This is a genomic window from Microlunatus sp. Gsoil 973 (assembly GCF_009707365.1).
Classification (GTDB): Bacteria; Actinomycetota; Actinomycetes; order Propionibacteriales; family Propionibacteriaceae; genus Microlunatus.
Genome location: NZ_CP046122.1, coordinates 1,538,299 through 1,564,324, shown reverse-complemented (window position 1 = coordinate 1,564,324; position 26,026 = coordinate 1,538,299). Strand labels below are relative to the sequence as shown.

36 protein-coding genes and 1 pseudogene are annotated in these 26,026 nt (G+C 65.3%); 16 read left to right on the top strand and 21 right to left on the bottom strand.

Going from position 1 to position 26,026, the window contains the following annotated elements; translation table 11 throughout:
- The first annotated feature begins 34 nt into the window (after window positions 1-34).
- The 3 genes from GJV80_RS07445 (at window position 35) to GJV80_RS07435 (ending at window position 2,415) form a co-directional block, all read left to right on the top strand.
- Complete coding sequence (locus GJV80_RS07445) at window positions 35-802, top strand: SDR family NAD(P)-dependent oxidoreductase (protein WP_154687354.1); 768 nt, start codon at window positions 35-37, stop codon at window positions 800-802.
- Between the two features lie 43 nt (window positions 803-845).
- Window positions 846-1,073 carry a hypothetical protein gene (locus tag GJV80_RS07440; RefSeq protein WP_230208223.1) on the top strand — a complete coding sequence of 76 codons (228 nt, stop codon included), beginning with the start codon at window positions 846-848 and terminating at the stop codon, window positions 1,071-1,073.
- Between the two features lie 253 nt (window positions 1,074-1,326).
- Window positions 1,327-2,415: a 3-deoxy-7-phosphoheptulonate synthase gene (locus GJV80_RS07435; protein ID WP_154687353.1), complete on the top strand. Its 1,089-nt coding sequence runs from the start codon at window positions 1,327-1,329 to the stop codon at window positions 2,413-2,415.
- Here the strand turns inward: GJV80_RS07435 and GJV80_RS07430 are convergent.
- Together GJV80_RS07430 and GJV80_RS07425 are read right to left on the bottom strand one after the other, a co-directional pair.
- Window positions 2,388-3,128 (bottom strand): dienelactone hydrolase family protein, encoded by a 741-nt coding sequence (locus tag GJV80_RS07430; RefSeq protein WP_154687352.1) that lies wholly within the window; start codon window positions 3,126-3,128, stop codon window positions 2,388-2,390. The genes GJV80_RS07435 and GJV80_RS07430 overlap by 28 nt on opposite strands.
- Before the next feature lie 197 nt (window positions 3,129-3,325).
- Window positions 3,326-3,637 (bottom strand): hypothetical protein, encoded by a 312-nt coding sequence (locus tag GJV80_RS07425; RefSeq protein WP_154687351.1) that lies wholly within the window; start codon window positions 3,635-3,637, stop codon window positions 3,326-3,328.
- Window positions 3,638-3,735: 98 nt separating this feature from the next.
- On the opposite strand from GJV80_RS07425, the gene GJV80_RS07420 reads away from it, so the two are divergent.
- Complete coding sequence (locus tag GJV80_RS07420) at window positions 3,736-4,194, top strand: MarR family winged helix-turn-helix transcriptional regulator (protein WP_230208222.1); 459 nt, start codon at window positions 3,736-3,738, stop codon at window positions 4,192-4,194.
- A 15-nt stretch (window positions 4,195-4,209) separates the two neighbouring features.
- Here the strand turns inward: GJV80_RS07420 and GJV80_RS07415 are convergent, their stop codons facing one another.
- The 4 genes from GJV80_RS07415 to GJV80_RS07400 form a co-directional block, all read right to left on the bottom strand.
- Entirely contained in the window at window positions 4,210-4,791 is a 582-nt protein-coding gene (locus GJV80_RS07415) for a carboxymuconolactone decarboxylase family protein (RefSeq protein ID WP_154687350.1), read from the bottom strand.
- Window positions 4,788-5,108, bottom strand: a complete 321-nt coding sequence (locus GJV80_RS07410) for a hypothetical protein (protein WP_230208221.1) — start codon at window positions 5,106-5,108, stop codon at window positions 4,788-4,790. The genes GJV80_RS07415 and GJV80_RS07410 overlap by 4 nt, the downstream gene beginning before the upstream one ends.
- A 56-nt stretch (window positions 5,109-5,164) precedes the next feature.
- Complete coding sequence (locus GJV80_RS07405; protein WP_154687349.1) at window positions 5,165-5,977, bottom strand: SDR family oxidoreductase; 813 nt, start codon at window positions 5,975-5,977, stop codon at window positions 5,165-5,167.
- A gap of 70 nt (window positions 5,978-6,047) precedes the next feature.
- Window positions 6,048-7,313, bottom strand: coding sequence for a glycosyltransferase (locus tag GJV80_RS07400; protein WP_154687348.1), 1,266 nt, complete (start codon window positions 7,311-7,313; stop codon window positions 6,048-6,050).
- A 121-nt stretch (window positions 7,314-7,434) separates the two neighbouring features.
- Here GJV80_RS07400 and add point away from each other — a divergent pair, with 121 nt between their 5' ends.
- Genes add through GJV80_RS07380 form a run of 4 tightly spaced genes read left to right on the top strand, consistent with a single transcriptional unit; the run spans window position 7,435 to window position 9,636 of the window.
- Window positions 7,435-8,451: an adenosine deaminase gene (add, locus tag GJV80_RS07395; RefSeq protein WP_230208220.1), complete on the top strand. Its 1,017-nt coding sequence runs from the start codon at window positions 7,435-7,437 to the stop codon at window positions 8,449-8,451.
- A 28-nt stretch (window positions 8,452-8,479) separates the two neighbouring features.
- Window positions 8,480-8,980: a nitroreductase family deazaflavin-dependent oxidoreductase gene (locus GJV80_RS07390; RefSeq protein ID WP_154687347.1), complete on the top strand. Its 501-nt coding sequence runs from the start codon at window positions 8,480-8,482 to the stop codon at window positions 8,978-8,980.
- Window positions 8,981-8,995: 15 nt separating this feature from the next.
- Window positions 8,996-9,334: a hypothetical protein gene (locus tag GJV80_RS07385; RefSeq protein ID WP_154687346.1), complete on the top strand. Its 339-nt coding sequence runs from the start codon at window positions 8,996-8,998 to the stop codon at window positions 9,332-9,334.
- Window positions 9,334-9,636 (top strand): hypothetical protein, encoded by a 303-nt coding sequence (locus tag GJV80_RS07380; RefSeq protein WP_154687345.1) that lies wholly within the window; start codon window positions 9,334-9,336, stop codon window positions 9,634-9,636. Before GJV80_RS07385 ends, GJV80_RS07380 begins: the two co-directional genes overlap by 1 nt.
- Before the next feature lie 44 nt (window positions 9,637-9,680).
- On the opposite strand, the gene GJV80_RS23165 is transcribed toward GJV80_RS07380, so the two are convergent.
- A complete protein-coding gene (locus GJV80_RS23165) occupies window positions 9,681-9,944 on the bottom strand; it encodes an ANTAR domain-containing protein (RefSeq protein ID WP_195909222.1) in 264 nt (87 codons plus the stop codon).
- Window positions 9,945-10,209: 265 nt separating this feature from the next.
- Here GJV80_RS23165 and GJV80_RS07370 point away from each other — a divergent pair, with 265 nt between their 5' ends.
- Window positions 10,210-10,848: a response regulator transcription factor gene (locus GJV80_RS07370; RefSeq protein WP_154687343.1), complete on the top strand. Its 639-nt coding sequence runs from the start codon at window positions 10,210-10,212 to the stop codon at window positions 10,846-10,848.
- 204 nt (window positions 10,849-11,052) lie between these two features.
- Here GJV80_RS07370 and GJV80_RS07365 read toward each other — a convergent pair whose 3' ends face one another.
- Genes GJV80_RS07365 through GJV80_RS24985 form a run of 4 tightly spaced genes read right to left on the bottom strand, consistent with a single transcriptional unit; the run spans window position 11,053 to window position 13,068 of the window.
- Entirely contained in the window at window positions 11,053-11,562 is a 510-nt protein-coding gene (locus GJV80_RS07365; RefSeq protein ID WP_230208219.1) for a lincomycin resistance protein LmrB, read from the bottom strand.
- Between the two features lie 22 nt (window positions 11,563-11,584).
- Window positions 11,585-12,010 (bottom strand): hypothetical protein, encoded by a 426-nt coding sequence (locus GJV80_RS07360; protein ID WP_154687342.1) that lies wholly within the window; start codon window positions 12,008-12,010, stop codon window positions 11,585-11,587.
- A 14-nt stretch (window positions 12,011-12,024) separates the two neighbouring features.
- Window positions 12,025-12,474, bottom strand: coding sequence for an SRPBCC family protein (locus GJV80_RS07355; protein ID WP_154687341.1), 450 nt, complete (start codon window positions 12,472-12,474; stop codon window positions 12,025-12,027).
- A gap of 12 nt (window positions 12,475-12,486) precedes the next feature.
- The gene (locus GJV80_RS24985; protein WP_195909221.1) at window positions 12,487-13,068 is read right to left on the bottom strand and encodes a phosphotransferase; all 582 of its coding nucleotides are present in this window, start codon (window positions 13,066-13,068) and stop codon (window positions 12,487-12,489) included.
- A gap of 626 nt (window positions 13,069-13,694) precedes the next feature.
- On the opposite strand from GJV80_RS24985, the gene GJV80_RS07345 reads away from it, so the two are divergent.
- On the top strand, window positions 13,695-14,303 hold the full coding sequence (locus GJV80_RS07345) for a phosphoribosylglycinamide formyltransferase (protein WP_154687339.1): 609 nt from the start codon (window positions 13,695-13,697) through the stop codon (window positions 14,301-14,303).
- A gap of 50 nt (window positions 14,304-14,353) precedes the next feature.
- Here GJV80_RS07345 and GJV80_RS07340 read toward each other — a convergent pair whose 3' ends face one another.
- The 3 genes from GJV80_RS07340 to GJV80_RS07330 all read right to left on the bottom strand — a co-directional run bounded on the left by GJV80_RS07340 (window position 14,354) and on the right by GJV80_RS07330 (window position 16,786).
- The gene (locus GJV80_RS07340; RefSeq protein ID WP_154687338.1) at window positions 14,354-15,175 is read right to left on the bottom strand and encodes a phosphotransferase; all 822 of its coding nucleotides are present in this window, start codon (window positions 15,173-15,175) and stop codon (window positions 14,354-14,356) included.
- 132 nt (window positions 15,176-15,307) lie between these two features.
- Window positions 15,308-16,045 carry a glycosyltransferase family 2 protein gene (locus tag GJV80_RS07335; protein WP_154687337.1) on the bottom strand — a complete coding sequence of 246 codons (738 nt, stop codon included), beginning with the start codon at window positions 16,043-16,045 and terminating at the stop codon, window positions 15,308-15,310.
- 105 nt (window positions 16,046-16,150) lie between these two features.
- Complete coding sequence (locus GJV80_RS07330) at window positions 16,151-16,786, bottom strand: Type 1 glutamine amidotransferase-like domain-containing protein (RefSeq protein ID WP_154687336.1); 636 nt, start codon at window positions 16,784-16,786, stop codon at window positions 16,151-16,153.
- Window positions 16,787-17,183: 397 nt separating this feature from the next.
- Between GJV80_RS07330 and GJV80_RS07325 the strand changes: the two genes are divergently transcribed.
- Window positions 17,184-17,450, top strand: a complete 267-nt coding sequence (locus GJV80_RS07325; protein ID WP_154687335.1) for a hypothetical protein — start codon at window positions 17,184-17,186, stop codon at window positions 17,448-17,450.
- 6 nt (window positions 17,451-17,456) lie between these two features.
- Here the strand turns inward: GJV80_RS07325 and GJV80_RS07320 are convergent, their stop codons facing one another.
- The gene (locus tag GJV80_RS07320) at window positions 17,457-18,494 is read right to left on the bottom strand and encodes an aminoglycoside phosphotransferase family protein (protein WP_255455548.1); all 1,038 of its coding nucleotides are present in this window, start codon (window positions 18,492-18,494) and stop codon (window positions 17,457-17,459) included.
- A gap of 168 nt (window positions 18,495-18,662) precedes the next feature.
- Complete coding sequence (locus tag GJV80_RS07315) at window positions 18,663-19,319, bottom strand: ATP-binding protein (protein ID WP_154687333.1); 657 nt, start codon at window positions 19,317-19,319, stop codon at window positions 18,663-18,665.
- Window positions 19,320-19,464: 145 nt separating this feature from the next.
- On the opposite strand from GJV80_RS07315, the gene GJV80_RS07310 reads away from it, so the two are divergent.
- The 3 genes from GJV80_RS07310 (at window position 19,465) to GJV80_RS07300 (ending at window position 21,156) form a co-directional block, all read left to right on the top strand.
- A complete protein-coding gene (locus GJV80_RS07310) occupies window positions 19,465-20,046 on the top strand; it encodes a hypothetical protein (protein WP_154687332.1) in 582 nt (193 codons plus the stop codon).
- A 78-nt stretch (window positions 20,047-20,124) separates the two neighbouring features.
- Window positions 20,125-20,505, top strand: coding sequence for a hypothetical protein (locus tag GJV80_RS07305; protein ID WP_154687331.1), 381 nt, complete (start codon window positions 20,125-20,127; stop codon window positions 20,503-20,505).
- A 312-nt stretch (window positions 20,506-20,817) separates the two neighbouring features.
- Entirely contained in the window at window positions 20,818-21,156 is a 339-nt protein-coding gene (locus tag GJV80_RS07300) for a hypothetical protein (RefSeq protein ID WP_154687330.1), read from the top strand.
- Here GJV80_RS07300 and GJV80_RS07295 read toward each other — a convergent pair whose 3' ends face one another.
- Complete coding sequence (locus GJV80_RS07295) at window positions 21,157-21,861, bottom strand: GNAT family N-acetyltransferase (RefSeq protein ID WP_230208218.1); 705 nt, start codon at window positions 21,859-21,861, stop codon at window positions 21,157-21,159.
- 80 nt (window positions 21,862-21,941) lie between these two features.
- Between GJV80_RS07295 and GJV80_RS07290 the strand changes: the two genes are divergently transcribed.
- Complete coding sequence (locus GJV80_RS07290) at window positions 21,942-22,319, top strand: VOC family protein (protein ID WP_154687329.1); 378 nt, start codon at window positions 21,942-21,944, stop codon at window positions 22,317-22,319.
- A 36-nt stretch (window positions 22,320-22,355) separates the two neighbouring features.
- Here GJV80_RS07290 and GJV80_RS07280 read toward each other — a convergent pair whose 3' ends face one another.
- The 4 genes and pseudogenes from GJV80_RS07280 to istA form a co-directional block, all read right to left on the bottom strand.
- Window positions 22,356-22,703 carry a DUF664 domain-containing protein gene (locus tag GJV80_RS07280; protein WP_255455570.1) on the bottom strand — a complete coding sequence of 116 codons (348 nt, stop codon included), beginning with the start codon at window positions 22,701-22,703 and terminating at the stop codon, window positions 22,356-22,358.
- Window positions 22,697-22,906, bottom strand: a pseudogene (locus GJV80_RS24980) (DUF664 domain-containing protein); the annotation flags it as partial. The gene GJV80_RS07280 and the pseudogene GJV80_RS24980, both read right to left, overlap by 7 nt.
- Before the next feature lie 316 nt (window positions 22,907-23,222).
- Complete coding sequence (gene istB, locus GJV80_RS07275) at window positions 23,223-24,050, bottom strand: IS21-like element helper ATPase IstB (protein ID WP_154687326.1); 828 nt, start codon at window positions 24,048-24,050, stop codon at window positions 23,223-23,225.
- Entirely contained in the window at window positions 24,047-25,351 is a 1,305-nt protein-coding gene (istA, locus tag GJV80_RS07270) for an IS21 family transposase (RefSeq protein ID WP_154687325.1), read from the bottom strand. Before istA ends, istB begins: the two co-directional genes overlap by 4 nt.
- Between istA and GJV80_RS07265 the strand changes: the two genes are divergently transcribed.
- The gene (locus GJV80_RS07265) at window positions 25,310-25,933 is read left to right on the top strand and encodes a phosphoribosylaminoimidazolesuccinocarboxamide synthase (RefSeq protein ID WP_154687324.1); all 624 of its coding nucleotides are present in this window, start codon (window positions 25,310-25,312) and stop codon (window positions 25,931-25,933) included. The two genes, istA and GJV80_RS07265, sit on opposite strands and share 42 nt — an antisense overlap.
- The last annotated feature ends 93 nt before the right edge of the window (window positions 25,934-26,026 follow it).

The window sequence follows — 26,026 nt, the reverse complement described above, 5'->3', positions numbered from 1 at the left end:
AAGACGTCCCCCGACAACCTCACAGGATGCGCCGATGACCGTACTGGACTCCTTCTCCCTGGCCGGCAAGACGGCGTTCCTCACCGGCGGCAGCCGGGGACTCGGCCGGGCGATGGCACAGGCGCTCGGCGAGGCCGGAGCAGCGGTGGCGTTGTCTGCCACGACACTCCACGCCGCGCAGCGAGCGGCCGGGGAGCTCCAGGAGCTCGGCATCAATGCCTACGGCGTGCAGCTGGACGTCGCCGATCGTGGGGCGGTCGACGATGCCGTGACGACCGTCTCCGAGCAGTTCGGTGAGATCGACGTGCTGGTCAACAATGCCGGCATCGGCGTCGGAGCCGCTGCCTTCGAGGCCTCGGAGGACACCTGGCGCGACGTGCTGAGCGTCAACGTCGACGGCGTGTGGTACTGCTCGCGGGCCGTCGCCAGGCGGATGGCCACCCGCGGCGGTGGGGTGATCATCAACATCGGATCGATGTCGGCCTGGATCGTCAACCAACCCCGATGGCAGATCTCCTATCTGACGTCCAAGGCGGCTGTGCATCACATGACCGAAGGACTCGCCGCGGAGTGGGCGCCCTATGGGATCCGGGTCAACGCCATCGCACCCGGCTACTTCCACACCGATCAATCCCCGATCTACGAGCCGGAGTACAAGCCGTGGTGCGTCGACCCGGCGCCGATGAAACGCGGCGGCGAACCCCATGAGCTCGGCGGCGCGGTGGTCTTTCTGGCCAGCGCCGCGTCGAGCTTCATGACCGGGTCGATCATCAAGATCGATGGAGGTTTCACGCTGTTCTGATCCCTGGCAGGATGGAGAACACGACCGGAGCGAGGAAGCTGGGATGATCATGAACGCCGAGGAGCAGTCGTACGATCTGCAGCGGCTGGTCCGCTGGCAGGACTCCGGAGCCACCTGGCGGGTGCTTTCGGACCGGAAGGGGACCGTCTCGATCGCGTTGTGCCGCTGCGACGACGAGTCGGAAGAGGTCGACCGGCTGATCTCGGACGCGCCTGACCTCCTCGACTTCGTCCGGACCCGGCAGACCGGCGACCTCGACCAGTCCGAGTGATGCCTGGGCCTCGCCATCCTGACCGCGCAATAGCCGCGCTGCGGAACGCAGGTCGGCCCACGCTGCCCGTGGTGTATGGTGCTGCGCATGTTCGGTCGTTGGTTTTGCTATTACGCGTTGGCTCTGGAGGGGCCCACGTCGGAGTAGCTGACGACCTCACTGCGATCTTCCAGAGCCAACGGACCAGGAGAATTCCTGGTCCTTCGTCGTATCAGGCGGGCTCGGAGGAGTGGTCCGCCGGAGAGGACCACCGATGTCCACGATCGTCCAGGATGGGAGTCGGATCACCGACACCCGTGTTGTGGAGTTCCAGAGTCTTGCCTCGCCGGACAGCCTGCGGCGTCGTTTGCCGGTGTCGGACAGTTCGGCCGAGGTCGTCAGCCGCGGACGAGCCGACATCTCGGCGGTGTTGTCCGGCGCCGACGACCGGCTGCTGGTGATCACCGGACCGTGTTCGGTGCACGACCCGGTCGCGGCGCTGGACTACGGGCGGCGACTTCGGACGGTTGCCGATGCCTACGCCGACGACCTCGTCGTGGTGATGCGTACCTACTTCGAGAAGCCGCGGACGACGGTCGGGTGGAAGGGGCTGATCAACGATCCGCGCCTTGACGGAAGTCACGACATCCAGGCCGGACTGGAGATCGCACGCCGATTCCTGATCGACATCGCAGCGATCGGGCTGCCAACGGCGACCGAACTCCTGGAACCGATCACGCCGCAGTACATCGCCGAGTTGATCAGTTGGGCCGCGATCGGTGCGCGGACGACCGAGAGCCAGATCCACCGCCAGCTGGCGTCCGGCCTGTCCATGCCGGTGGGCTTCAAGAACGGCACGGACGGAAACGTCCAGGTGGCTGTCGACGGTGCGCTGGCCGCGCGAAACCCACAGAGCTTCCTTGGCATCGACGGGCAGGGTCGGGCAGCGTTGGCAACCACAACCGGCAACCCCGACACGCACATCGTGTTGCGGGGTGGCAGGAGCGGGCCCAACTACTCGGCCGCGCAGGTCGCGGACGCCGCTCAACTGGCGACGCGGTCTGGCCTTCCGCCATTGCTGGTCGTCGACGCCAGCCACGCCAATTCCGGCAAGGACCATGATCGCCAGGCTCGGGTCGTGCGCGACATCGCCGACCGGATCGCGGCTGGTGAATCCGTCATCGCCGGAGTGATGATGGAAAGCTTCCTGGTCGGTGGCGCCCAGCCCTTGGAGGTGCCGGTGCGCCACCGACTCGTTTACGGACAGAGCGTCACCGACGCCTGTCTCTCCTGGGAGACCACAGCGGAGCTGATGGGCTCATTGGCGCGGGCGAGTCATCGCCGGCGCAGGTGCCGGACATAGAACCGTGCGGAATCGTCGGTCTCGAACGCCGGCACCTGATGGTGTCCGCCGGTGGTGACGTGCATCGTCTTTTCCGGTGAAGCCAACGCATCGAAGAGCTCCAAACCGGTCTGGCGGTCGATCTCGCGGTCGTCCCAGGGCAGCAGGACCTGAACGGGGATGGTGACCTGCCGGGCTGCGTCGAACAGTTCGGGATAGGTGAACACACCCCCGAACACGGCCGCCCGGATCCTGGGTTCGACAGCGGCGAGCGGGATACCGATCGCAGAGCCGAGGGTCAGCCCGCCGTACCCGATGGTCACGTCGCCGATCTCGGACAGGCCCGACAGCGCGTCGATGGTGGCCCGCCACTCGGGGACGGCCCGCTCGGCCAGCGACACGTTCAGTGCGGTGATGCTGGGCGCGAGCGATTCTCCCGCTTGTCGGGCAGCCATCATCGCGTCGACCCAGCGCTGATCCTCGGCGCTGCGCCGGCGGTCCCCGTGGCCGGGTGCGTCGATTGCGGCGGCATTGAAGCCGTAGCGCGTCACGTAGTGCCTGGCCCGAGCCACCGGACCGGGAGCCAGCTTGTGCTGCCCGCCCGGATGACCGATCAAGATCAACGGAGCACCCTCGGAACCGATGGGCGGAGTCCACAGGACGCCCGGAATGCCGTCAAGGTCGAAGGTGCGCTCGACGATGTCGTCCGATGAGGTACAACTGAGGAATTTCATGGCTGATCGCCTTTCACAGAGTGCCGAATTGCCGGCGCTCCGGGCGACGAGGACGTCAGCCGCTCGACCGTGGGGTTCGAAGGAGCACCCAGCGAATAACCGAATTCACGGGTATCACCTCCTCTTGTTGATCACGGCAGACAAGAAATAGCAGACCACGTCACCGAACGGCGAATGAATATCGTCGCGTACACAGCTCAGTGAAAGATCCAGTACCAGGAGGCAGCCATCGGGATCAGCCCGACCAGCACCAGCGGGTTGTACGGCCGGCGCCGGTTCAGCATCAAGATCATCCCGGCGCTGAGCAGGCCGATCAGCCCGGTCAGTCCCCACAGGCCGACGACGTCGGAATGCGCCATGTGGTGCCGGCCGCTGAACACAAGGTAGGCAGCCAGCACAGCGGAGATGATGCCCATCACGAACACGATCAGCACCGAGGCCAGAACCCGCTGCACCCGGTCGAGGCTGATCGCCTCAGCCTTGCTGCGTGGCGTCATCTCATCAGTCATGCCGCTGGTCGAGCGTTGGCTCGTCCGGCGATCGCGATCGACCACAGGGACCATCCCGTTAGTAGGCTAATTGTTAGTGCCCAAAGTATACTGGGCTGGTGACCGAACGACAAACGACGAGTGCCCCGGATCTGCTCGCACTGGAGAGCCAGGTCTGCTTCGCGCTTGCGGTGGCCTCTCGTCGCGTGATCGGGTTGTACCGGCCGCTGCTGGAGCCGATGGGGCTGACTCACCCTCAGTATCTGGTGATGCTCGCACTCTGGCAGCACGAACCACTGACGGTCCGCGAACTCGCGGACCTGCTGTCGCTGGAATCGGCGACGCTGTCCCCGCTGCTGAAACGCCTGGAGGCGATCGGCTACCTGACGCGGCCGCGGCGCCCCGACGACGAGCGGGCCCTGCAGGTCGCCCTCACCCCGGAGGGCAGAGAGCTGCGGGACCGGGCGGTCGAGATCCCGCCGGCCATGATGGCCAAACTGCAGATGGATGTCGAAGAGGTGCAGGAACTGCACCAGCGGCTGACCGACCTGATCAAACGCGCGACCGACGCTTCCTGAGCAGTGCCGGGATCCTCACTGGTATCCCCGCTTGAGCAAATAGCGTGCCCCACCGGCGTATCCCTCGGGCGTAAGCCGGGCGTAGTCGAACGCGTCGGCAAGTCTGTTGATCACGTTGAAGGCGAAGCACACCGCCAGCGCATCCTTGACCTGCTCTGCGGAGGCGCCGGCCCGCAACACGTCGCGGATGTCGTCGGGCGTGATCGTGGACTGACCGGTGACTCTTCCCAGCAGCCGCAGGGTGGCTCGCAGCGGTTCACTGATGGGTGCCGTCTCCAGGTCGTGCAACGTCTGGTCGACCACCGCTTGCGTGCCCAGCGCGCCGGCGGCGGTTGCGGTGTGAGCGCCGACGCAGAAGACCGATCCGTTGGTCCGTGAGACGTAGGCGGCCATCAGTTCCCGCTCACCGACCGACCACGAGGACGGGCCACGCATCGCCGCGTGGGTGAGCCTCTTCATCGGATCACCGTAGAAGTCGGGACGATAGAAGTTGATCTTGGCTGCATCGGGCAACGGTTGACGAGTGAACATCCTGATCATCCCGAACAGCACCCGGGCGGACAACGGATAGCCGCTGTTGAGCACGTCGGGTCTCACGACTCCTGCTCCATGACCGTGGCCAGTGCGGCGATGGCGCCGTCGTACTGCCGGGCCGACTGGCCAACCGCGGCGCAGATGATCAGCTCCCAGATCTGATCATCGGTGAGCCCAGCCCGGCTCGCTGTGCGGAAGTCTGCATCGGCGATGTGGGTGGGATCGGACGCAACCTTGTTCACCAGCGTGCGGACGGCTTCCTCGGCGGGGCCCGAACCGTCGAAGGCCGCTCGCCGCCAGTCAGGTGGTGCCTGGCCGTCCCCGTTCAGGATCCGTTCCACGAGATCGTCATGGATCGGGCGGGAGAGATCGTCATGCACGGCTGCTCCTTTCGTTGCTGAGGGATGTCGCTGGGGGTGTTGTCACTCGGGTGTTGTCACTTGGGTGCTGTCACAAAGGCGCGGTCGGGGAACTTCGCTGCCAGGAAGTCCTCCCAGCTTGTCGTCCCGTCTGCGTGATCAGCTGCCAGATTCGCCCCGGCTCGGAATGCTGCCGCGGCACGACCAGGGATCGGTAGGTTGGCGATCGCCCGACGTTTGCCGACAGCTCGCAGGTAGTCACGGGCGAGTTGCTCCATCGAGTAGACCCTCGGCCCGCCCAACGCCGGCACGATCCCGGCGGGCTCGCCACGAACCAGTTCGGCCAGCCGCCGGGCGACATCATCGGTGTCGACCGGCTGGAACCTGACGCCGCGCCACAGGGGTAGGACCGGAAGCCTGACCAACTGGTCCATGATCGTGGTCACGAAGTCGTGGAACTGGGTCGGGCGGAGCATGGTCCACGGAATCGGGGAGTGGGTGATCACGTCTTCGGCCGCACGCTTCGACGCGAAGTAGCCGAACATCGCGCGGTCGACGGCACTGACCACCGGCACGGTGTCCGCCCCGACCACCGATACGTGAATGATGTGCTCCACGCCCGCGTCCACGGCTGCGGCGAGCAGATTCCTCGCCTTGTCGCCGTCATCGCGCTGGCTGCCGGCGCAGTGAACCACGGTATGGACGCCGCGGACCGCCGCATCCAGACCGCTGCCGGTGGATACGTCACCGCGTACCCATTCGACATTGTCGTCCGGTCGGTGTTCGGAGCGGCTCAACAGCCGCAGGTCGGCGCCGGCCTGTTGCAACTGGCGCACCAGCGCGCGACCGAGTGTCCCGGTTGCGCCGGTGATCAAGATCTTGTCCGTCATCAAAGAGTCCTCCTGCTTTCGGTGGAACCGTTCCGCCCCTCATGACGATCGGCACGGCGTCGGTGTGACATCACCGATCTGACCGGTTCCGGTGCGCGGTCGTCTCGACGTGACCCAGGATGCGGTGGATCCGGTCTACCGCCGTGGCCACACCGTCTTCGGTACGCATCCTGGCGCCGACGTCTGCCGCACGCGCGCGCATCGTTTCGGACCCGGCCGCTGTGATTGCGGCCGAGAGTTCACCTGCGGTGACCCGCCGCGCTCCACCGATCGCCGGCGCAATGCCCAGTTGCTGCAGACGGCGGGCCCAGAAGAACTGGTCGGCCGCAAAGGGCAGAGCGATCGACGGCACACCGGCGCGTGCGGCGGAGTGTGTGGTCCCGGAGCCGCCGTGGTGGATGATCACCGACATCCGCGGGAACAACCAGTCGTGCGGTGCCTCGCCGATGACCAGGAAATTGTCGGGCAGCTGCAGCGACCCAGCGCCGCGGCCCCAGCCGGGATAGAAGACGGCCCGACGGCCGGCGACGGCGGTCACCACAGCATCCATCAGGTCGCCGTGATCTAGCCCTGCCATGCTGCCGAACCCCACGTAGATCGGGGGCTCACCTGAAGCGAGGAACTCCTCGACATGCTGGGGTAGGGGCCAGTCGTGCACCGGCTGGACCCACTGACCACACAGCCAGGTCCGCGCGGGCCAGTCCGCCGGCCGCGGCAGCACTGTGGGCGAGATCCCGTAGATCATCGGGTGGTCCGCCGAGAGACGGTGACCGGGCGGCAGGCCTACGCCGGAACGGGCGGCGTTGGTCGATCCTCGGAACGCCCGCCACAGCGCCCCAGAGACCAGGGAGTAGCTCCGCCGGTTGAGGAAGCGGGGCATCGGGCGCGGTGGCAGGAACGGTGAGGGGAACTCCGCTGTCGGGGTGAGCGGGATCAGGCTCGCCGCGATGGGTTGGATGCCCGCCTTCTCGGCGGCGGCGAATCCGATGTAGGTGGCGAGTCCGGCGATGAGCAAGCCGTCGGCGCCGACGGCGGCATCCAGGATCTGGCGCATCCAGGTGTCGGCGTTCTGCTGAGCGAGTCGGGCAAGGGTGGTTGCCGTGGCATCAAGCCCTCGGGGCGTACGAACCGGTTCCGCGGCGCCCGATGGGGCGAGCGCGCTGCGGATGTCTCCGGCCAGTGCGGAGGACGGAACGCCAAGATCACGAACCCCGGCCAGGGTGCCCGCGTCGGCCAGCAGCAGTGTTTCGTCGCCGGATTCCTGCAGACCACGACAGAGGGCTGCCAGCGGCCTGGTGTCTCCTTCAGTGCCGTACGTGACGGCGACAATCTTCATGTTTTCCTCCCGCGGAGTGATCTTGCCACCACAGGGTGCCGAAACACGTTGCCGTTCTCTTGGTCATCAGTATCTTGATGTCAAGACGACCAGTCCGCCAGCTTCATCGAGGAGGCCCGCCGTGGGGCTAGCAGCGCCAACCTATTCCGACGCGTGGATCTCGGCCGTGCCCAAGGTCGAGCTGCATGTCCACCACATCGGCGCCACCTCCGCCGACACGCTGGCTGATCTTGCAGCGCGGCATCCTGATGCCGGCGTACCGACCGATCCGCAAGCACTCCAGGCGTTCTACGAGTTCACCGACTTCGATCACTTCCTCCGCGTCTATGCAGCGATCTCCCGGCTGCTGTCGACCCCCGAGGACGTTCTGCACCTGACGATCGGCAACCTGGCCGAATCAGCCGCCCAGAACGTTCGGTACGTCGAGGTGACGGTGACACCCAATCCGATCCTGACTGCGGGCGTGACCCGTGACGGACTGGTCGAGGCGCTCAACGCGGCCCGGGAGCACGCTGCCCGAGAGTGGGCGATGACGGTCAACTGGATCCTGGACATTCCCGGATTCACCGGTGAAACCGCAGAGGTGGTACTTGACCTGTGCGAACGACGTCCGCCGGACGGTCTGGTGGCGCTGGGACTGGGCGGGCCCGAAACGCCGCGCCCGCCCTTCGCGCCGTACTTCGCCAGGGCGCGTACCCTCGGCCTCGGCTCAGTTCCGCACGCCGGTGAGGCGGCGGGACCCGAGAGCGTCCGGGCCGCCGTCGAACTGCTCAGAGCCGACCGGATCGGGCACGGCATCCGCGCCGTGGAGGATCCGGAGCTGCTGGCCGGCCTGGCCGAAGCCGGCATCCATCTCGAGGTCAGTCTGACCAGCAACCTCCGAACGCGTGTGGTCGCGTCGCTGGAAAAGCACCCGCTGCCGGCACTGATGACGGCCGGAGTCCCGGTGTCGATCAACTCCGACGATCCGCCGATGTTCGGGACCACGCTGACCCGGGAGTTGCAGATCGCCGCCGGACTCGTCGGGTCGCGACAGATTCCCGCGCTGCTGCGCAACGCGATCAAAGCGTCGTTCGCCGGGGAGGATCTCAAGGCGTCGTATCTGGCTGATCTCGCTGCGGCGGAGGCGCACCGCTGAGCAGGATCCGCCACCTATGATCAGGTTCATGGGGGTGTTGACCCCGCTGGCACGCCGGATCGGGGCGATCGGCTGGCTGCCCGGACTGTTGCCGCAGATCACCGCCGTGGACAGGTGGCTACAGAGGGCGAGCCAGGGCCGGCTGAGCCTGCTCACACTCGCCGGGCTCCCGAACCTGATGCTCATCGTTCCCGGGCGGACCAGCGGGATCGAACACGCCACCCCTTTGTTGTGTGTGCCCCAGCGTGACGGCTGGCTCGTCGCCGGATCGGCCTTCGGCGGGCCGAGGACACCTGCCTGGGCACACAACCTGCGCGCCGCAGAACGGGCCCAGGTGACATTCCGTGGCCGAACGTACCGGGTCACCGTGGACGAACTCTCGGGTGACGAGCGGGACCGGGCGTGGGACGTGATGAGTCAGGTCTGGCCCAATTACCGACTGTACGAGCGCCGGACGAGCAGGGTGATTCCGGTGTTCCGCCTGGCGCCGGCCGATCCACCATTCGAGGGTGATATCGGCCTGGAGTGACTATCGTCGACAGTGATGATCGAGTATCGGATTCCGATGGCGAACGTGCTCTCTGCAGCGGTGCTGGGAGTGTGTTACGTCGTCGCGGTGGTCGTGGTCAACGCGCGGGCCGAAGGCAGGGCACGGGTGCTCGGCGTGGTGGGTGTTGTCGTACTGATGCTGGGCACGATCCTCGGCGCACTCAACGGATCGTTGGGACCGTATCTGACCAGTGCCTGGCGTTCGAGCGTTGACGTTTACGGCGTGGGCTCGGTCGTCGTCGCGATCATCGATGTCGGCGGCGTGGTGCTGCTGGTGCTTGCGGCCGTCGCCGCCCGACGATCGATGAGCTATCGCTATCGCGGTGGTCGCTGATGCAGACCGCGATGGTCGTCCTCGTGCTGGCCGGGCTGCTGGTCGCGGTGTGGTTGTTGATCACCGGAACTCGCGGGCGGTGTCGGGTCGCGGGGATCGTCGGAACGGTGCTGCTTCTGCTCAGCCTGTTGAGCGGGGTGGCGTACCGGCGATTCCTCGATCCGCACCTCGGCCGGATGTCTGATGCCGAACTGATCACCATCCTGGCCGGACAGACTGTGCTGGAAAGCGTTCTGACCAGTGCCGGATTGTTGTTGCTCACCTACGCGATCATTATTGCCAACCGGCTGCCGAGGAGCTGAACGCCCCGCGGTGGCAGAGACCGCCGAGCCCGGATTGGTCCGGCTCAATCCTGTGGTGCCGGCGGTCGCGGGACCTGATCGAGCAGCCTGCCGGTCTCAACCAGCTCGGCGGCCAACTCCCGCAGCTTGCGGTTGTTGTCCTGGCTCAGTCGCCTGAGGTAGGTGAAGGCCACATCCGGGGCGATGCCGTAGCGTTCGACGAGAATTCCCAGAGCGATGCCGATGACCCGATTGCTCTGAACGGCCTCGCCAAGGGTGACGATCTCCTCCTGTGCCCTGATCAGGGCATCCTGGTCGCTGACGGCCACTCCAGAACTCCTCTTCCGCTGTCCCCGGTCACGGGTGTTGCGCCGCCTGCACCGGCCGATGCCGGACAAGAATCGGTCTTCACGGACAGCGGAGTCCGCGAAGACCGATTCCTTGCGGGCAACGCCTGACACACACCAGACGTGCCGTGCAATATTGCCGTGCAGAAACCAGGCGCGCCTGCTGCGCGGCATCAGCAAGACTAGGTCGGAACGAGATTGCCAACATCACCCGCAGGGGTGAAGGTTCAGGCCCTATGGTGGGCGAATGGTGATTCGGGTGGCGTTGGTCAACGACTACGAGGTCGTCGTTCACGGGCTGGACACGATGCTGCGCAACTACCAGAACGCCGTCCAGGTCGTCGAGCTGGACGCCGGCAGCACCGTCGGAACCAACGTCGACATTGCGATGTACGACACGTTCGCCAACTTTCGCGGGGACGGGGAGGAGATCCGCGCCCTGAGCGCGAATCCCAGAGTGGGCAAGGTCGTCGTCTACTCCTGGAACCTGGATCCGAACGTCGTCGCGGATGCCCTGGCCAACGGCGCCAGCGGCTACTTGTCGAAGGCGCTGCCGGCCAAGGACCTCGTGGCCGCATTGATCGCCGTTCACCGGGGTGAACAGGTGCGGCCGGACGGGTCGGAGGGACGGGTAGCGGCGGTCATCGGAGGGGACTGGCCGGGTCGTGAGGAGGGTCTCACCGCGCGGGAGGCCGAGATTCTCGCACTGATCACCCAAGGTCTGAGCAACCAGGAGGTCGCGGAGCACACCCACTTGTCGATCAACTCGGTGAAGACCTACATCCGCAGTTGCTACCGGCGCATCGGGGTGAGTACTCGGACCAACGCGGTGCTTTGGGGCATCGAGCACGGGTTCCGCCCCAACCGGCGTCGCGAGACGGAATGATCCCAGGCACGAAGTGACCTTGAGCAGCCGACCCGACGCGCGGGCGGGGCACCAGCGGCGGCGCGACCCGCACCGGTTGCCTCCCCGACGGAGCCTTCACCAGTCCGCGCCAGCACTGGCCGATTCAGCCGAGGCCATCGCACAGGAGGATCCGGGTCTGGCGGAGCACATTCAGAAGTTGATCAATTCGCGGGTCGCGCGCGGCTACAGGCGGCGGAGCAACTGAAGGTCGTGTTGATCTTCGTCGCGAGGCGGGTAACCCTTGCGAAGTTCGCGCAGCCGTGCCGCGGTTGCCACGCAAACCACATGCCCGTCGATCCGGCCGGACGTGCGCCTGTCAGCAGGATGCAGGAAGATGGCCTCTCCGGCGGCATTCCACTGGGTGCCGTTGTTTGCCGAGTCGACCGTCATCGGATGAACGTCCACGCGTAGCTCATCACGTCTCATTTCCACCCGAGAAGGCATCTCGTTGACGTCTTCGACATACCCCCGGGAGAGAAGCCAGCTCAGCAGGTCGGGCACTCCGGCAGCATCGACGAAGAGATCGAGATCTCTATGGGCACGGGTTTGTCGGCCGACGAGCGCGTCGACAGCCCAGCCGCCATTGACCTGGTAACAGAATCCTCGAGTAGCGATCCAGTCGACGATGTGCACGACCTCGTCGCTACTCATCCCGCCGTATCGAGACATCACGGTATTCTCGCAGGCGTTCACCGGGATGGTAGTGGCTCCAACGTCAAACGGGGGCGACTCTTCCGTGGCGCACTGCGGTGTACAGGTCCGCGACTGCGAGCAGGCCATAGCCTGTCAGGGCCGCTCGGAGGCGGCGCGGGGACAAGATCACGTCCGAGCGGGTGGACAGTGCAATCGTCGCTGCAGTGATGTCGCAGAGATCCTGGGCGACAAACGCCCACAGGGATCGTCGTGTCGGCCGGAGCAGGAATGCGCCCAACACGACAAGTTCGCGCCATCCGGCGATCCGGATGACGCGGCTTCCGATTCTGGATTTCAGCCCGATCGCTGTGGCCGTATCCGTCGGACAGGCCAGAGCCACCACTCCGAGCGCGAGGCTCGGCCAAGTGATCAGATGGATCACCGGCGAGGGCAGCCGTTCGGCCGGATCGTTGTCCCTGACCTGCGGCGTACCCGCCCGGTGATCCAATTACGGAAGGTGGCTCAGTGGATCTCTTCCCGCCAGGCGCCGGTCTCGTCGCCGCGGGATTCGATGAATTCCTTGAACTTCGCCAGATCGCTCTTCAACTGACGCTCCGGAACGTTCAGCGCGTCGCCGACCTTCTCGGTGGCGCCTTCGGTCTGGTACCCGATCGAGGCGCTGACCCGAGTGGTGACGTTGTCGAGTGCCTCGAAGCGTACGGTGCCTGCGTTGTCCGTGTCACCGACCGCCTGCCAGGCGATCACCTTGTCGGGGGTCTGTTCGGTGATCTCCGCGTCGTACTCGCGACTGACACCGGCGACCTTGACCTTCCAGTGCAGGTGCTTGTCGTCGAGCTGGCGTACTTCTTCGACGCCGCTCATGAACTGCGGGAACGACTCGAACTGGGTCCACTGGTTGTACGCCGTGCGGACCGGAACGTTTACCTCAATTGTTTCTTCGGCTGCGCCCATCGGGACACTCCTTCATCCTTGGTTTGTTTGTGTGTTGGTGAGGTCTCTGTACCCGGATGACGGCGGATGATTCGTGTCGCGCCACGAGAAACCGGCGCCGACGGGAGGCTCAGCCGGCACGGAACAATCGGGAGCCGTACGCCGCGAGTCGCTCGGCTTCTGGGCGCAGGGAGACAGTCGCGGCGGCGACGTCGTCGTCAATGGCGGATGGATCCATCCAGACCGGTTGGGGTCGTCCTCGGGTCCGAGGTCTCCGACGCTGATCTTGATGCGTTCGGTGATCCGGGACAGGTGTTGGGTCAGTTGCCAGTTGAACAAGTGCTGGGGGATTCCGGCGATCCCTCCGCCGGCTGCGCGGTAGGCCTCCATGAGTTGCTGCATTCTGGCTGGACGGTCGCAACCGAAAGACATCAGCGCACGTCCCGGCTCGACCGTGGCGGTTGTCGGGCCGGCGTTCTCCCAATCGATGAGCACCGAACGGTCGGGCGTCTCAAGAACGTTCCACGGGCCGACATCACGGTGAGAAACGATGCGGTCGGTCGACTCCTCGTACAACCTGCGGATGTGGCCGGTGATCGCCTGACACCCAGCCATCGCCATTCGGATTCGGGCCAGTCGTTCAGCGGAAAGAGCGTATGGAGCGCTGCCAAGGTGCTGCCGAACCAACCTGGATCGATGCTATCGGCGGTGGGCGCCGTATGGTCGAGCCACTCGTAGGCTCGCCACACTCCGCGGTCTTGGATGCGCGTTGCCCAGCCGAAGTGTGGTGTGACCGGATCGACGGGGATCGCGATCGAGAGGCCGGCGAGCAGCGCTCGGCGTTCCAACTCCATCGAGGTTGCGTATTCCATCAGCCAGGTGGGATCTGGTCCGCGCCCACAACCGCTTGATCATGAACGAGCCGTCGGAGGTGTGCAAGCGCCAGGATTCGTAGGAACCGACCTGGACGGGTATCAGGTCACTGGTCGGCGACCCGAGGCCGAAGGCGGTTGCCACCAGGTCACGCAGTGCAGCCATGTCGGTGGACCTTACTGCGGGCCGAGCCGGAGCTGAGTCGGCGGGAACCGTGGATTCCGGCCGTGTGAACACGGCTGTTTCCGCGCTCTGTGGGGCTCCGACCCCGTGGGGACGGCAGAAGTACTCACCCGCTTCGGCCGACGGTTGAACGCCGAGGCTCGGAGTGTGCGTCGGCCGGAGGAGTGTGCCGATAGGTTTCAGGTGTGTCTCCTCTGAAGCGGCTCGCAGTGATCGGATCCGGTGCCGGGACGACAGCCGAAATGATTGTGAAGGCGAGCCACGCCGGTGACCTGGCAGCAGACGTCGGCCTGATCGTGGGCAACAACAGCCGGTCCGGCATCTTTGGAGTCGCCGCGCGTCACGGCATCCCGAGCAGCCACCTGAGCACGGTCACCCATCCAGACGATGCCGTGCGAGACGCCGCGATGGTGGACGCACTGACGGCGGCCCGCATCGATCTGGTCGTCCTCGCCGGATACGCCAAGAAGGTCGGGCCCGATGTCCTGGTCGCCTACAGCGGACGCATGATCAACACCCATCCGGCGCTGCTACCCGCGTTCGGATCGACCGGGATGTACGGGGACCGGGTCCATGCTGCAGTTCTCGCGGCCGGTGTGAAGGAGACCGGCGCAACGCTCCATCTGGTGACCGAAGATTACGACGAAGGACCCATTCTTGATCAGCAGCGGGTGCCGGTCAGAGCGCACGACGATGTTGCGACACTTCGAGACCGTGTCCAGGCCGCGGAGAAACTCCTGCTGCTGCGTTGGCTCCAGCGATGGGCCATAGGAAACGATCACCCCGCCAGTTGACGGCAACTGCGACAATCCCGGAAGTCCGGCACCGCGACTCGCTGGCAAGATCATGGTTGTGGACTCGGCGGTGTGTGGCGTCGGGCTCCAACCTCGGATGGCTGTCGGCTGCTGCCGAGCAGCCGTTCTTCGGCAACCCGCAGGTGCCAATCGATCACGTCGGGTGAGGCGAACTGGAGAGCGAAATGTAGCTGGTACAGCACGCGGTGTGCCCAGTACGCCCTCAACACGTCAGGTGGGACTCGTTGGCGAAGGATCTCGTCGAGGTGCGCCGCGGCCGCGATCTCGCTCCGTTCCGGAGCAGGTGAGCTGAGACCCCACTCCAGTTCGAACCGGGTCTTGACCAGTGCCAGGTGTCGGTCGCCGCGGTAGGCGCCGAGGTTCCAATCCACGACACCTGAGATGCCGCCGTTGTCATCGAAGAGGATGTTGGGTGTCGTCAGGTCGACGTGGACAAGGTCGGCTCCGATCATGGTGCGCGGTCCGCGGGCACCGACTGCCTTGATGGCGCCCAGCACGCGGCGGCTTCGCGTACCGTACGCCAACAGAGTTTCGTGCCGAGGATGCGGGTCACCGCTGATGTCCAAGCACAGCGGCAGGATCGGCACGTCGGGTCGATCCTCCAGCAGGTTGGCGAAGCGGTCGTTCACTGCGACGATCGTGTCGATCACCACCGGAGTGATCTTGTTCCGCGCGGCTCCCGGCAGCCGATCCTGCAGCATCAGCACGTCACCGTCGAGGTCGACGACCAGGTGGTGTCGCGGAACCGGCAATCCCGCGTCACTCGCTTTGGTGACAACGTCGGCGGTGCGCCGCGCCCCGTGCAGTGATCCCACAAACCTGGTGATGACACCGGGCGGCCATCTGGCCATTCGACGAAAACCGCGCCTCCCAAGGTGCCCGTGGTGGATCGACCGACCAGGCGCAGTGTGCAGCCGGTGCGGTTGTTGACGCGCCGCACCAGGTCCTCGTCCTCGCCGACGTTGCGTGGTTCGGTCACTCCATCAGGCCCTGCTGCGCAGGAGAGCCAGCCACTGGTCCCGGCGCTGTTCCTTCTGTGGGAGCAAGACGCTGGATTCGTCAGGGTAGGAGACAGCGAAGGCGTGCATGATCAATGCGTCATCGGCGATGACGTGCCGCAACCGGTGGGTGCGCATGACCATGGTCATCAATTCGAAGGTGTCCAGGAAGTCGTCGTGGTCGGCGTACAGCAGCCGGGCACACGAGAACCCGATGTGGTCCGCGACGGTGCGGAAGATCGGCGTGTTGGTGATGAGCGCGCAGCAGGGATGCAGGCGATTCCGATAGATGGCTGGGTTGGCGAGAACCCCGGCCGGCAACGGCGTTTCGCCGTCCCAGGACATGCGTGGCCCGGCCCCGAACGCGTCGGGGCGGCTGTGCAGCGTCTCCGCCAGGGTAGCGATCGTCCCGGGCCTGGTGAAGCAGATGTCGGCATCAAGGAACAGGAAGTGATCCGCGTGATCATGTGCCGGGTCGAGGACGAACCGGCGCAGGACCTCACCATGGGAATTACCGGGTGTCGTGATCGGAAAGCCTGACTGTCGGACTTCGGCTCGATAGGTGTCGGCTGCGGCCAGCAAGCCATTTCGATCGTCGGTCGATCCGTTGTCGTAGACCGTGAGGGTCAGCTCCAGGTCCGGGTTCTGCACGAACAGCGACCGGATCGCCAGTTCGGCGAACGCAGAGGTGTTGTGGTTCACCAGAACCGCAGCGATGCTCACCGTCCAATCTCATCGCGCCCGGGTTGGCGGCGCAACAGAGTTCCGGAACGACAGTTGATGATCATGGGTGAGCAGCGGCTTCTGCGGGTCCGCGTAGCCGGTGGCTCAGACGATCCTGACATCTTCGCCCTGGATGACCAGCGCTTGGCCGTCGCTGAGGGCCCAGTAGGGCCGGCCTGCGGCTTCATAGGCCGCGGCGACTTCGCCCAGTGCCTGGGATTCCGGGTGTGAGGGGGAATTGAGGTGAGGGACGAAGGCACGGTCGAGAATCCCGAGACCGTCGAAGCGGACATCTCCGTAGGTGGCAATGCACGGTTCTACCGGGTCGCAGTGCTCGAGTCCGGTCAGGTCAGGGGCCAGGACGCATGGTCCGGCGCTGTATCCGGCGTAGACCAGTCGATCTCGCCGGACCTGTTGGGTGATGATCTCGTCCACGCCGGAGGTGGCCATGGCCATTCGAAGGGTGAAGACGTTGCCGCCGCGCACCCAGACGAAGTCGGGTTCGCCGAACGTCTGCTCGGCGATCCTCGGGTCGACGGTGCGCAGATCAAGTTCTGCGGCCTCGAGGCCGAGCCCGCTGAGGTTCGCCAGCTGTGCCTCGGCCTCAGCGGACCGGCGGACCCCATCGCCAAGACCGTCCAGAGCGTTCATGATCAACCAGCCGCGCCGACCACCATCCACCAGAGATGACAGCAGCTCGGGCCGGCGACCCAGCTGGAACGACGACAGGTAGAGGCGCATCTACCCAAGTATTCCTCACCAGGAGTGGGCAGATTCGACCTCCTCGAGCCGCGACGGCCGACTGATCCCCTCAACGCCGTGGATGCCTCACCGGCACCGGCCACAGCCCGTCGTTGTTGCCGTCAAGACACCGGCTGCCTTTTGGATGTGCGTCGACAGACCGGTTTGTCGGGTACTGGCTCGGCATGTGAGCGACTGGTGGTGCCGAGGCGGGGTACCTGACTGCAACGGAACGTTCGGGCACCGTTCAGGCGGAAACTGACTGCCGCAATCGGTCGGTGGCGTTGTGCCTGACACAACTCTACGAACCCGGCGAAGCCTCTCCGGTCAGGTCGAAGAAAGGGAATACCCAATGCCGACCCCTACACCAGCGCATCATGTTCCCGACGAGGAGGAGATGGCCGTCGCATCCCGCCGCCGACGGAGCAAGGTCGTTCTCGGGACGATCTTCGCCGTACTGGTTGCCGTCCTGATCGCGGGCATCGTCGGGATTGCGGTCACCAACCATCCCACGCCGAGTCCGAGCGGCCGGTCAGGGAGCGAGGGCAGCACCTACGTCAACCCACCGGCCGCCGCCACCATTTGGCTGGTTGTCACCTTGACGTCTGCGGTTGCGCTGATCGCTCTGGGCATCGTTGCGGCAGCGCACCTGCGGAAACGGTGACGTGGCTCAGCCGACGGCAGCCGCTACCACACGGTCGAAGTCGTCGTAGAGCGGGCCGGCCCAGTCCAGGAACGTCCGAGCGTCTCCGTACCAGAGGAAGTTCATCCGGCGTCCATACTCCCAATTGCCCAGCAGACTCGCGAGCACGTATCCGTAGATCCGGGTCGAAACCGGCCCGTCTCGCTGATATCGGCGCAGGAACGACACCGCCGCTTCCGGCCGTCGACCGTAACAGGCCCACCACATGTGGACGACGAGGTCCTCTTCAGGATCGCCGATTCGAGCATTCTCGAAATCGAAGATCCCGGTGACCGACCAGGTTCGGTGAACCTCGGCCATCCGGAGGTTTCCGATCACGAAGTCGCCGTGGACCAGGCACGCGTCTTTGACCGGTTCGGCGTACAGGTGCACCAGTCGCTCCGACAGCCATTCCGTGCTCGAGGAGTCGAGCGGTTCCGACGTCATCGCCGTGCGGTCGATCAGGTCGAGGACCAAGGCGCGACAGCGAGTCGCCGGATCGTTCTCCGAAGGCAGGATGTCGTTCGTCGCTGGATCCCAGTTACCGGCGGCCGGCCAACTCTGTCGGTGCAGCTCCAGTGCTGCCTCGGCAAGAGCGGTACCCACCGCGCCCCAGTCATGGTCCTCGGCCCACCCCAGGGTGGTCCCAGCGAGGTGCGGCATGATCGCGTACGGCACGGGAATGAGGTCACGGGCGTCGTCGATCTCGTACGGCCACGGCGAGCGCAGTGCAGTCTTCTCCCGGACCGCGGCCGCGAAGAAGCGCTCACTGCGCAGGACATCCAGTCCCGTCGGCAGCCCACTGCTGACCCCTCCCAATGTGGCCGGCGAGAGGCCCAGACGGAGTACCCACGGCTCCTCCTCGGTCTCGATCAGCACGTTCCGCCCGCCTGCGCCGGGCAGCGCTGACAGATGCGTGACACGTCCTAGCCCGAATCGGGCCGCAACTCCGTTCGCAGCCTCGGTTATCGCACCGTCGGACCCCACGAGGTCCTGCAGAACATCCTCTTCACGAGCAGCGCACATGGGTGTCTCCGAATCCGACAGAGATCGTCTGAGCGGGCAACATCGCAAAACTACCTGGGCCCGGACGTCCGAGCATCGCCGCACGTCCCCTGCATGACCGGATCGGCACAGGAGACGATCTTCGCATCCGGGTGGCTGGCTGCGTGCCGGCATGTTGATCTTGCCGTGTCAGCCCGCGAGGATCGCCGTCAGTCGACGCACCACCGAGTCGGCCATTGAGCGTGCCTCGGCGGTCGCGTCGACCTCAACCAGTCTCCACTTGCTCCGCGCCAGCAACCGGCGCGTGATGTCGGCATCGCGACGGAGTTGATCAACTGCCGTCGGGATGCTGACGACGTGCGACGTGCCCGGCAGCCTGGACAACTTGCGGATGTAGCTTTCAGCCCACCCTTCGCCTTCCCGACTGATGGCCCGCTGCAGTGTGATTGCTGGATCCGCCGTCAACATCACCACAACAACCGTGACCCCCGCCGCCACATCCTCCAAGTCCCCGATCACTCTGGCGAGCTCAGCCTCGGAGTGTCCCCACGCGATCAGTGACGGGATGAACGGCACCAGGGCGTCGGTGATCAACAGGTCGACGCCATCGGTGACGGCACGAGAAACGTACCCTCGGTAGTCCTCAACGAGGGTCCGAGGTGCGACGCTGCCGGCGCCGCCGGCGAACTGCGATGCGACCTGGGCGAAGTCGGCTCGACTGAGGATCTCCTCCTCGCGAAAGTGATCAACAACCAGACCTTCACCCCGGAACCTCTCCGCGAGGGCGGCACACAAGGTCGACTTACCCGATCCCGGGCCACCGACGACCGCGACGACAGCTGTCATGCCAGCAGCCTTCCATGTGCGGCGCAGACGCCGACGCCGCGGCCGTGATAACCGTGAATGCCGTGGAGCATCGAGGATGGGTTCGTCCCTGGGAGGGTATTCAGGAAGCAAGCAGTCCAGCACCGACGATCATAGGATCTGCGGAGTGGCTGCGCATTGGGATGACGAGGAGAGACAGCTGGAGGAACGTGCCAGCCAGGTGAGGGACCGCGTGGGCATTGACGCGGCACTCCTGCGCCTGGGGCAGGTGCATCTGGTCGGCAGCGCAGCCCTGCGCGTGATGGTCGCTCGCGACATTGATCTTGTTGTGGTTGTGCCCCGAATCGACGTTGCGACGATGCGTGCGATCACGGAGCTCGCCGCCCAGTTGATTCCCGCACCGGACGTGCACACGGTGACGGTGCGCAACGAGACAGGGCGCTGGAATACCGACCTGGACTATCCGGACGGCATCTACCTGTTCATCGAATGCGCCGACGCTGCCGGCGAGCTTTGGACGCTCGATGTCTGGTTCGTTGATGAGCCGGACCGCAAACCTGCATTGCAGCACGTCGAACGGATCGGGCCACTCATCGACCCGGCTGCCCAAGCCGCCATTCTCGCGATCAAACGAGCGACCGGTGGACGCCGAGACGACGGTACGCCGTTGCCCAGCATGGCAATCTATGAAGCGGTCCTCGATGATGGTGTGCGCACGCCGGAGGAGTTCGCGCAACGCATCCGGTGAGCGATGGATGAAGCCGGTGGCACCGGAACGGCCGGCATTGTGCCCCCATCGGCCGGTCGTTCCCGTCATGATGGTGGGATGCCCGAACGACACTCACGCGCTGTGCCCGGCGGCACGGCGTTCTACCTGACTGAGCGACTCTGGGAACTGGCAGCGGATCTCCCCGTGGTGTCGGTGCTGATCGATTCTATTCCGGAGTTCGATGAGGACTGTTGGTTCGGCGGCCGACCGGTCACCTGCCGGATGGTCGCGATGCATGCCGAGCGTATCCAGAAGGCGGATCTCCGATACCCCGTGATCTTGTCGGCCGACGGACGGTTGATGGATGGTGGGCACAGAGTCGCCAAGTCCTGGCTCGGCGGCGCGACGACCATCGACGCCGTCCGATTCCACGTCGACCCCGAACCGGACTACATCGAGCCTGACGCGCTACTGCAGTCTGGACAACGCGAGTTGTAGGAGTTCGTGGACGACCGCATCCCTGCCCGACAGGTATCCGCTTCGGACATCAGGGTTGGCCTGCAGACCCCGTACTCGTTGCGCCCGAGCAAGAACCCCGACCAGGTCTGCACGCTCCCGTCCAGAGCCACTTTGCTGACAGACCACGTATCGAACACGTATCTGGACCGTACTCTCCTTGCGCCGTTGCAGGGAGGGAGGTGACCGAAGTTGTCACAGTTCCGTCCGCTGTCCGGTCGACCTGATGACCGGCGTCACCAGGCTATGTCGCCAGCGCCGAGATGCGTTCGGCCCGAACAACCGGAGGATCCCATGACCACACGGCCCGAGCACAACCGCGACCTGCACGAGTTCGAGCTCACGATCAGGACGGAGCTGGCACTGGCAGAGTCTGCCGAGACCGAGTTGACTGCGGCAGCCGTCCGCGACGCGCCGACGTTCGATAACCGAACCGCGGGCCATGAGGAGATCGGGTACGAGGAGACCGAACGCTACGAGGCCGGTCTGCGGTCGCTTCTCGGTGCGATCGAGGCAACGGAGGAACGAATCGTTGGGGCCGCCGCCGCCGAAGTCCAATCCCTGGAGATCTCGGCACTTCATACGGTGGTAGATGGTGATCGTGGTCCTACCCTTCGTCCGGGATCGGAATGATCACGCGTTCGTCGGACCGGTGAACTCCACTCGCATAACGACTTTGCGCTTGGTCGGCTGATGCACCTCAATGAAACCTGCCTGGAGGAAGGTGTCGCGGGTGCCGGCGTAGCCGCCCTCGACGAGATCGGGATATCCCTCGAGTGCTCGGGCACCGCGCGCCCCGGCAAAGTCGACCGCAGCCGCGGCCAGTGCGTGGCTGATGCCACGGCGGCCGTACCCGGCGCGAGACAGAAAGCACGTCACCGCCCACACCGTGCTGTCGGACTTGTCTTCGGTTCGGCCGTCCCAAGGCACGCGGTTGTTCCGCAGCATCCGATGGTGGACAGGACGTGGCGCGACGGCGCACCAACCGACCGGCTCGCCCTCCAGGTAGGCGAGCAGACCCGAGGTCGCGGTCGCGTTCGGATGGCCACAGGCGGTCTGGTCCCGGAGGCGGGCAGCGAGCTCGTCGGGACCCTGGTTCACCCAAGTCTCGCCGGGGCTCATCCGGAACCGCTGGCACCAGCAGCGAGACGGGTCGCCGCGGGAGCCGAACACTGTCCGCAGATCGGCCCAGGTCGCCTCGTTCGCCGGGATGATGATCAACTCGTCGCGCCCGATCGGCTGATTTCGTCGACGCTGCGTTGGAGTTTCGCGTGTCAGCGACCGCCCGGCGATGCCTGACAGGTCGGCGTCCGGCGATCTCGTGTCATCGGTCGTCATGCGGCCCGAGCGTACGCGGGATTCCTGACGATCGACGTCCGGAATTGTCGGGTGACCGGTGCAGCGGGTATTGCCTGTGCATGCATAGAAGCCGAATTGGTGGGATCTTCATCGATCATCCAGCTGAGTCGTTCGACGCCAGTCGGAGGTTCTGGGCTGCCGCGATGGGGCGCCAGGCAGAGGAGAACGGCCCGTACTCGTCGCTCGGCGTCTTCGATGGTGACGTCGTTGTGGAATTGCAGAGGCTGGATGACGACACGCCGCCACGTGTCCGCCTCGACGTCGACACCGATGACGTCGAGGCGGAGGCGGCCAGGCTGGAGGCACTGGGGGCTCGCCGGCTCCGCAGCTATGATCATGGCCGGTACTGGCAGATGGTTGACCCCGGTGGCCTGGTGTTCTGCGTGATCACTCCACACACGTCGGATTTCGATGAGAAGGCCACGCGTTGGGACTGAAGCTGCGGGGTTCGATGGGCCGGGCCGACGGACCCGTCAGCTTTGGATGGTGCCTGCAGGTTGTGACGCGCGGCCCGTGCGCAGGGGATCGGTGAGCAAGTCCAGATGCCCGGCGTGACAGGCGGTCTCCTCGAGCATGTGGACCATCACCCAGCGGAGGGTGACCGGTCCCTTGCCGAAGGAGGGTCGCGGAGCTTTGCTGTCCAGGCTGGTGAGACGTTCAGCAACAGCCCTGCTGCGCGCCCATGCCTCGAGATAGAGATCAGCAACCTCGGCGACCGTGTCGTTCTCAGCAGATCGCATGTCCCAGTCCGGCTTGTCGTCGAGCGGTGCCGATGCCCACGGCTCGGGTAGATCGCCACCCCCACCCGGGCGGTGAACCAGTGGTCTTCCATGTGAGCCAGATGCTTGACGAGTCCAGCGGGTGTCAGGTCGGTTGCCGGGAGGGTCCTGGAGCGTGCTTGCTCGTCGGTCAACATCTGGAACCTGCCGAGCACTCGACGCCGATAGTGATCAAGGAATTGCCGGAGTGTGGTCCGCTCGTCCGCGTCCAGGTCAGGATACGGAGCGGGCTGGTCGGTGGACATCGTTCATCCTTTCGGCTTGCCCAACCTGTTGGCCGCCATGCGCCAACGACCGCTGACGTCGTTGTAGGACGGGATCCTCCTGCGGCATCGGTTGGCGACCTGCAAGATCTGTGTCATGTTCGGACATGAGCCATCCGGCTACCGCTGTCCATTCTGTGCCTTGCTTTCGGGCGTCGACACTGCGGTCAGCGATCAACACGATATCGTCGCTCGCTGATGGACTTCGCAGGAATGAGCAGTTGCCGGCCCGATCCTGGTGTCAACGGCGGCTGAAAATTGAGCAGGTAGCGACGGCTGAAAATTGAGCACCTGCTGGTCAGTTGTCGCGGTCTTTGGCGAGGAGTTCGCGGCGGGCGCGGGTGCGGTAGGACTCGCCGGAGAGGGTGAGGACTTCGGCGTGGTGGACGAGTCGGTCGATCATGGCGGCGGCGACGACATCGTCGGAGAAGGTCTCGCCCCAGCGGCCGAAGGGCAGGTTGCTGGTGACCATGATCGATGCCTGTTCGTAGCGGGATGCGACGAGTTGGAAGAACAGGTTGGCGGCGTCGGTGTCGAAAGGGATGTAGCCGACTTCGTCGATGATGATGAGTTTGTAGCGGCGGATCTTCTTCAGTTCGGCTTCGAGTTGGCCGGCGTGGTGGGCGCGGGCGAGCCGGTCGATCCAGTTGGTGGCGGTGTCGAACAGTACCGAGTAGCCGGCCTGGGCGGTCTTGATCCCGAGTCCGATCGCCAGGTGGGTTTTGCCGATGCCGGGCGGTCCGAGCAGGACCACGTTCTCGGCTTTCGGTATGAACATGGCGGTGGCCAGGTGTGCCAGCACGTCCTTGCGGAGTGAGGGCAGGTGGTCGAGGTTGAAGTCCTCCAGCGTCTTGACCTGGGGGAAGTGGGCGGTCCGGATCCGCATGATGGTGCCGGCTGATTCGCGGTCGGCGACCTGGCGTTCCAGGACCGCGGTGAGGTATTCCTCGTGGGACCAGGACAGGTCGCGAGCCTGGGCGGCGAGGTCTTCCCAAACCCGGCCGATCGTTGGGGTCTTCAACACCCGGGTCAGGTAGGCCAGCTTCGAGTCGATGTTGGCGTTGGTCTTGGAACCGGGCTCTGGCTTGGCTGGTTTGTGGCGGCTGCTCGTTGTGGAGGTTGTCATCCGATGTTCCCTTCCGTGGTTGAGGATCCGCCACCTGGAGAGCCAGGTGTGGGATCGAAGTCGACGCCGAACAAGGCGTCGTAGTCGGGCAGTGCGCGGATCGCGACCACATGCCCGTCCGGATGCGACCGGACGTTGCGGCGGCCCGTTTCGCGTTGCCGCTGGATGGCCAAATCGGCCCGCAGGATGCGGGCGGTGTCGCGGTGAGCGGGATCGGTGATCGTGGCACCGGAGGCCCAGACCCGCTCATGAGTGGCGACGATCTGCCCGGCGCAGCTGATGGTGATCAACACCGGGGTGGCGATCCAGTCCACGAACCGGCCGATCGCGCGCGGGTCCACCGAGTAGTCGTTCCCGGCGATCCGCACGTAGTAGTCCCGGCCCAACCGGACCCTGCCGGTCAAACCCACCGCCGGGGCGACCGGTGGCAACGCGATCATCGCGGCCCGATCAGCCACCCACCGGCTGGCGGGGCTGGTCCCGATCGACCGCAGATGCCGCGCATTCGCGCGGCCGGTCAGCCAGTCGGCGATCTGGGCGTTGAAGTCCAGCGGCGAAGTGAAGCTCCGTCCGGGCAGGAACGACGTTTCGAAGTAGCCATTCCGGCGTTCGACCAGCCCCTTGGTCTCCGGATCCCTGGCTGGGGCTAGCTTGATCCGCACCCCGAGCGTTCCGGCGAATGCAGCGGCTTCAGCGGTCAATCGGCCGGTGCCGCCGATCGCGGCTTCGCGGTCCCAGAGCAGGCTGCGCGGACACCGGCCCCAGCCGCCGATGATCTCCCACATCCCGGCCAAAATGTCACCCGCTTGCCGCGACGGGATCATCACCGCATCGGTCAACCGGGAGTAGCCGCACGTCATCGCCAACACCGGCAAGATCCGGGTCAGGCCAGGACGAGTGCCGACCACCGGGATCGGCACCGGTGGGAACCACAGATCACACTGCGCCACCGCGCCCGGGGCATGGTCGATCCGGTCAGCCGGGTCCGGTGGCAGGAACAGTGGTCGCAACTGCCGGACCCGGTCCTTCAGGATCGTCAACGATCTCGTCCAACCGATCCGTTCCGCGATCACCGTCGCCGGCATCTGAGGATGCTCCGCCAACAACGCGCGGATCCGCGGCTCGACGGCGTCGACCGCCGATCCTCTCGGCGGCCGTTCATACTTCGGCGGAACATCCGAGGCCACCGCCGAGGCCACCGTGTTCCGAGAGATCCCGAGCCGTCGAGCAATCGCAGCCTTCGACAGCCCATCCGACTTATGCAGCCGACGAATCTCGGCCCAGTCTTCCAACGTGATCACATCCCAAGGCGTACTCGGGGTGCTCAGTTTTCACCCGCCGATTACCGCCCAGTTTTCACGCGTCGTCGACACCTGGCACCGACGACGAAGTTCGAACCACATGATCGAAACCTCAGTCGTGCCGACGCAATCGCCGAAGGGCTCGTGACTGCGGAGCTGTTCGACCGCTGTGCCGAAGTTTGCTTCCGGCTGTTCTCCCGTGGCGCGGAGATTGCCGCACAGCATGGACTGATCCTGGTTGACACCAAGTATGAGTTCGGACTGCTGGATGACGAGATCGTGCTCATCGACGAGATCCATACGCCCGACAGTTCGCGCTACTGGTACGCAGATTCCTACGAGGAACTCTTTCGAACCGGTGAGGATCAGCGAGCACTCGATAAGGAGCCACTGCGAGAGTGGATGGTGGAGCGAGGGTTCCGCGGTGAAGGAGAAGCGCCCGTACTGACCGACGAGATCCGCATCGCAACAGCAACCCGCTACATCTTGCTCGCCGAAGAGCTGACCCTACGATCGTTCGGGGCCCCGGAATGCCCCGCGTCGGAGCGAGTGGCAGCCGCTCTGGAATCTGACGGGCTGTAGCACGGCCGGACGTTCGCGTCTCGCGAACCATCTCCACCGGGAACAGTCAGCGAAGGCCACTCAACTCATCGAGGGTGCGATGGCCCCGGTTGA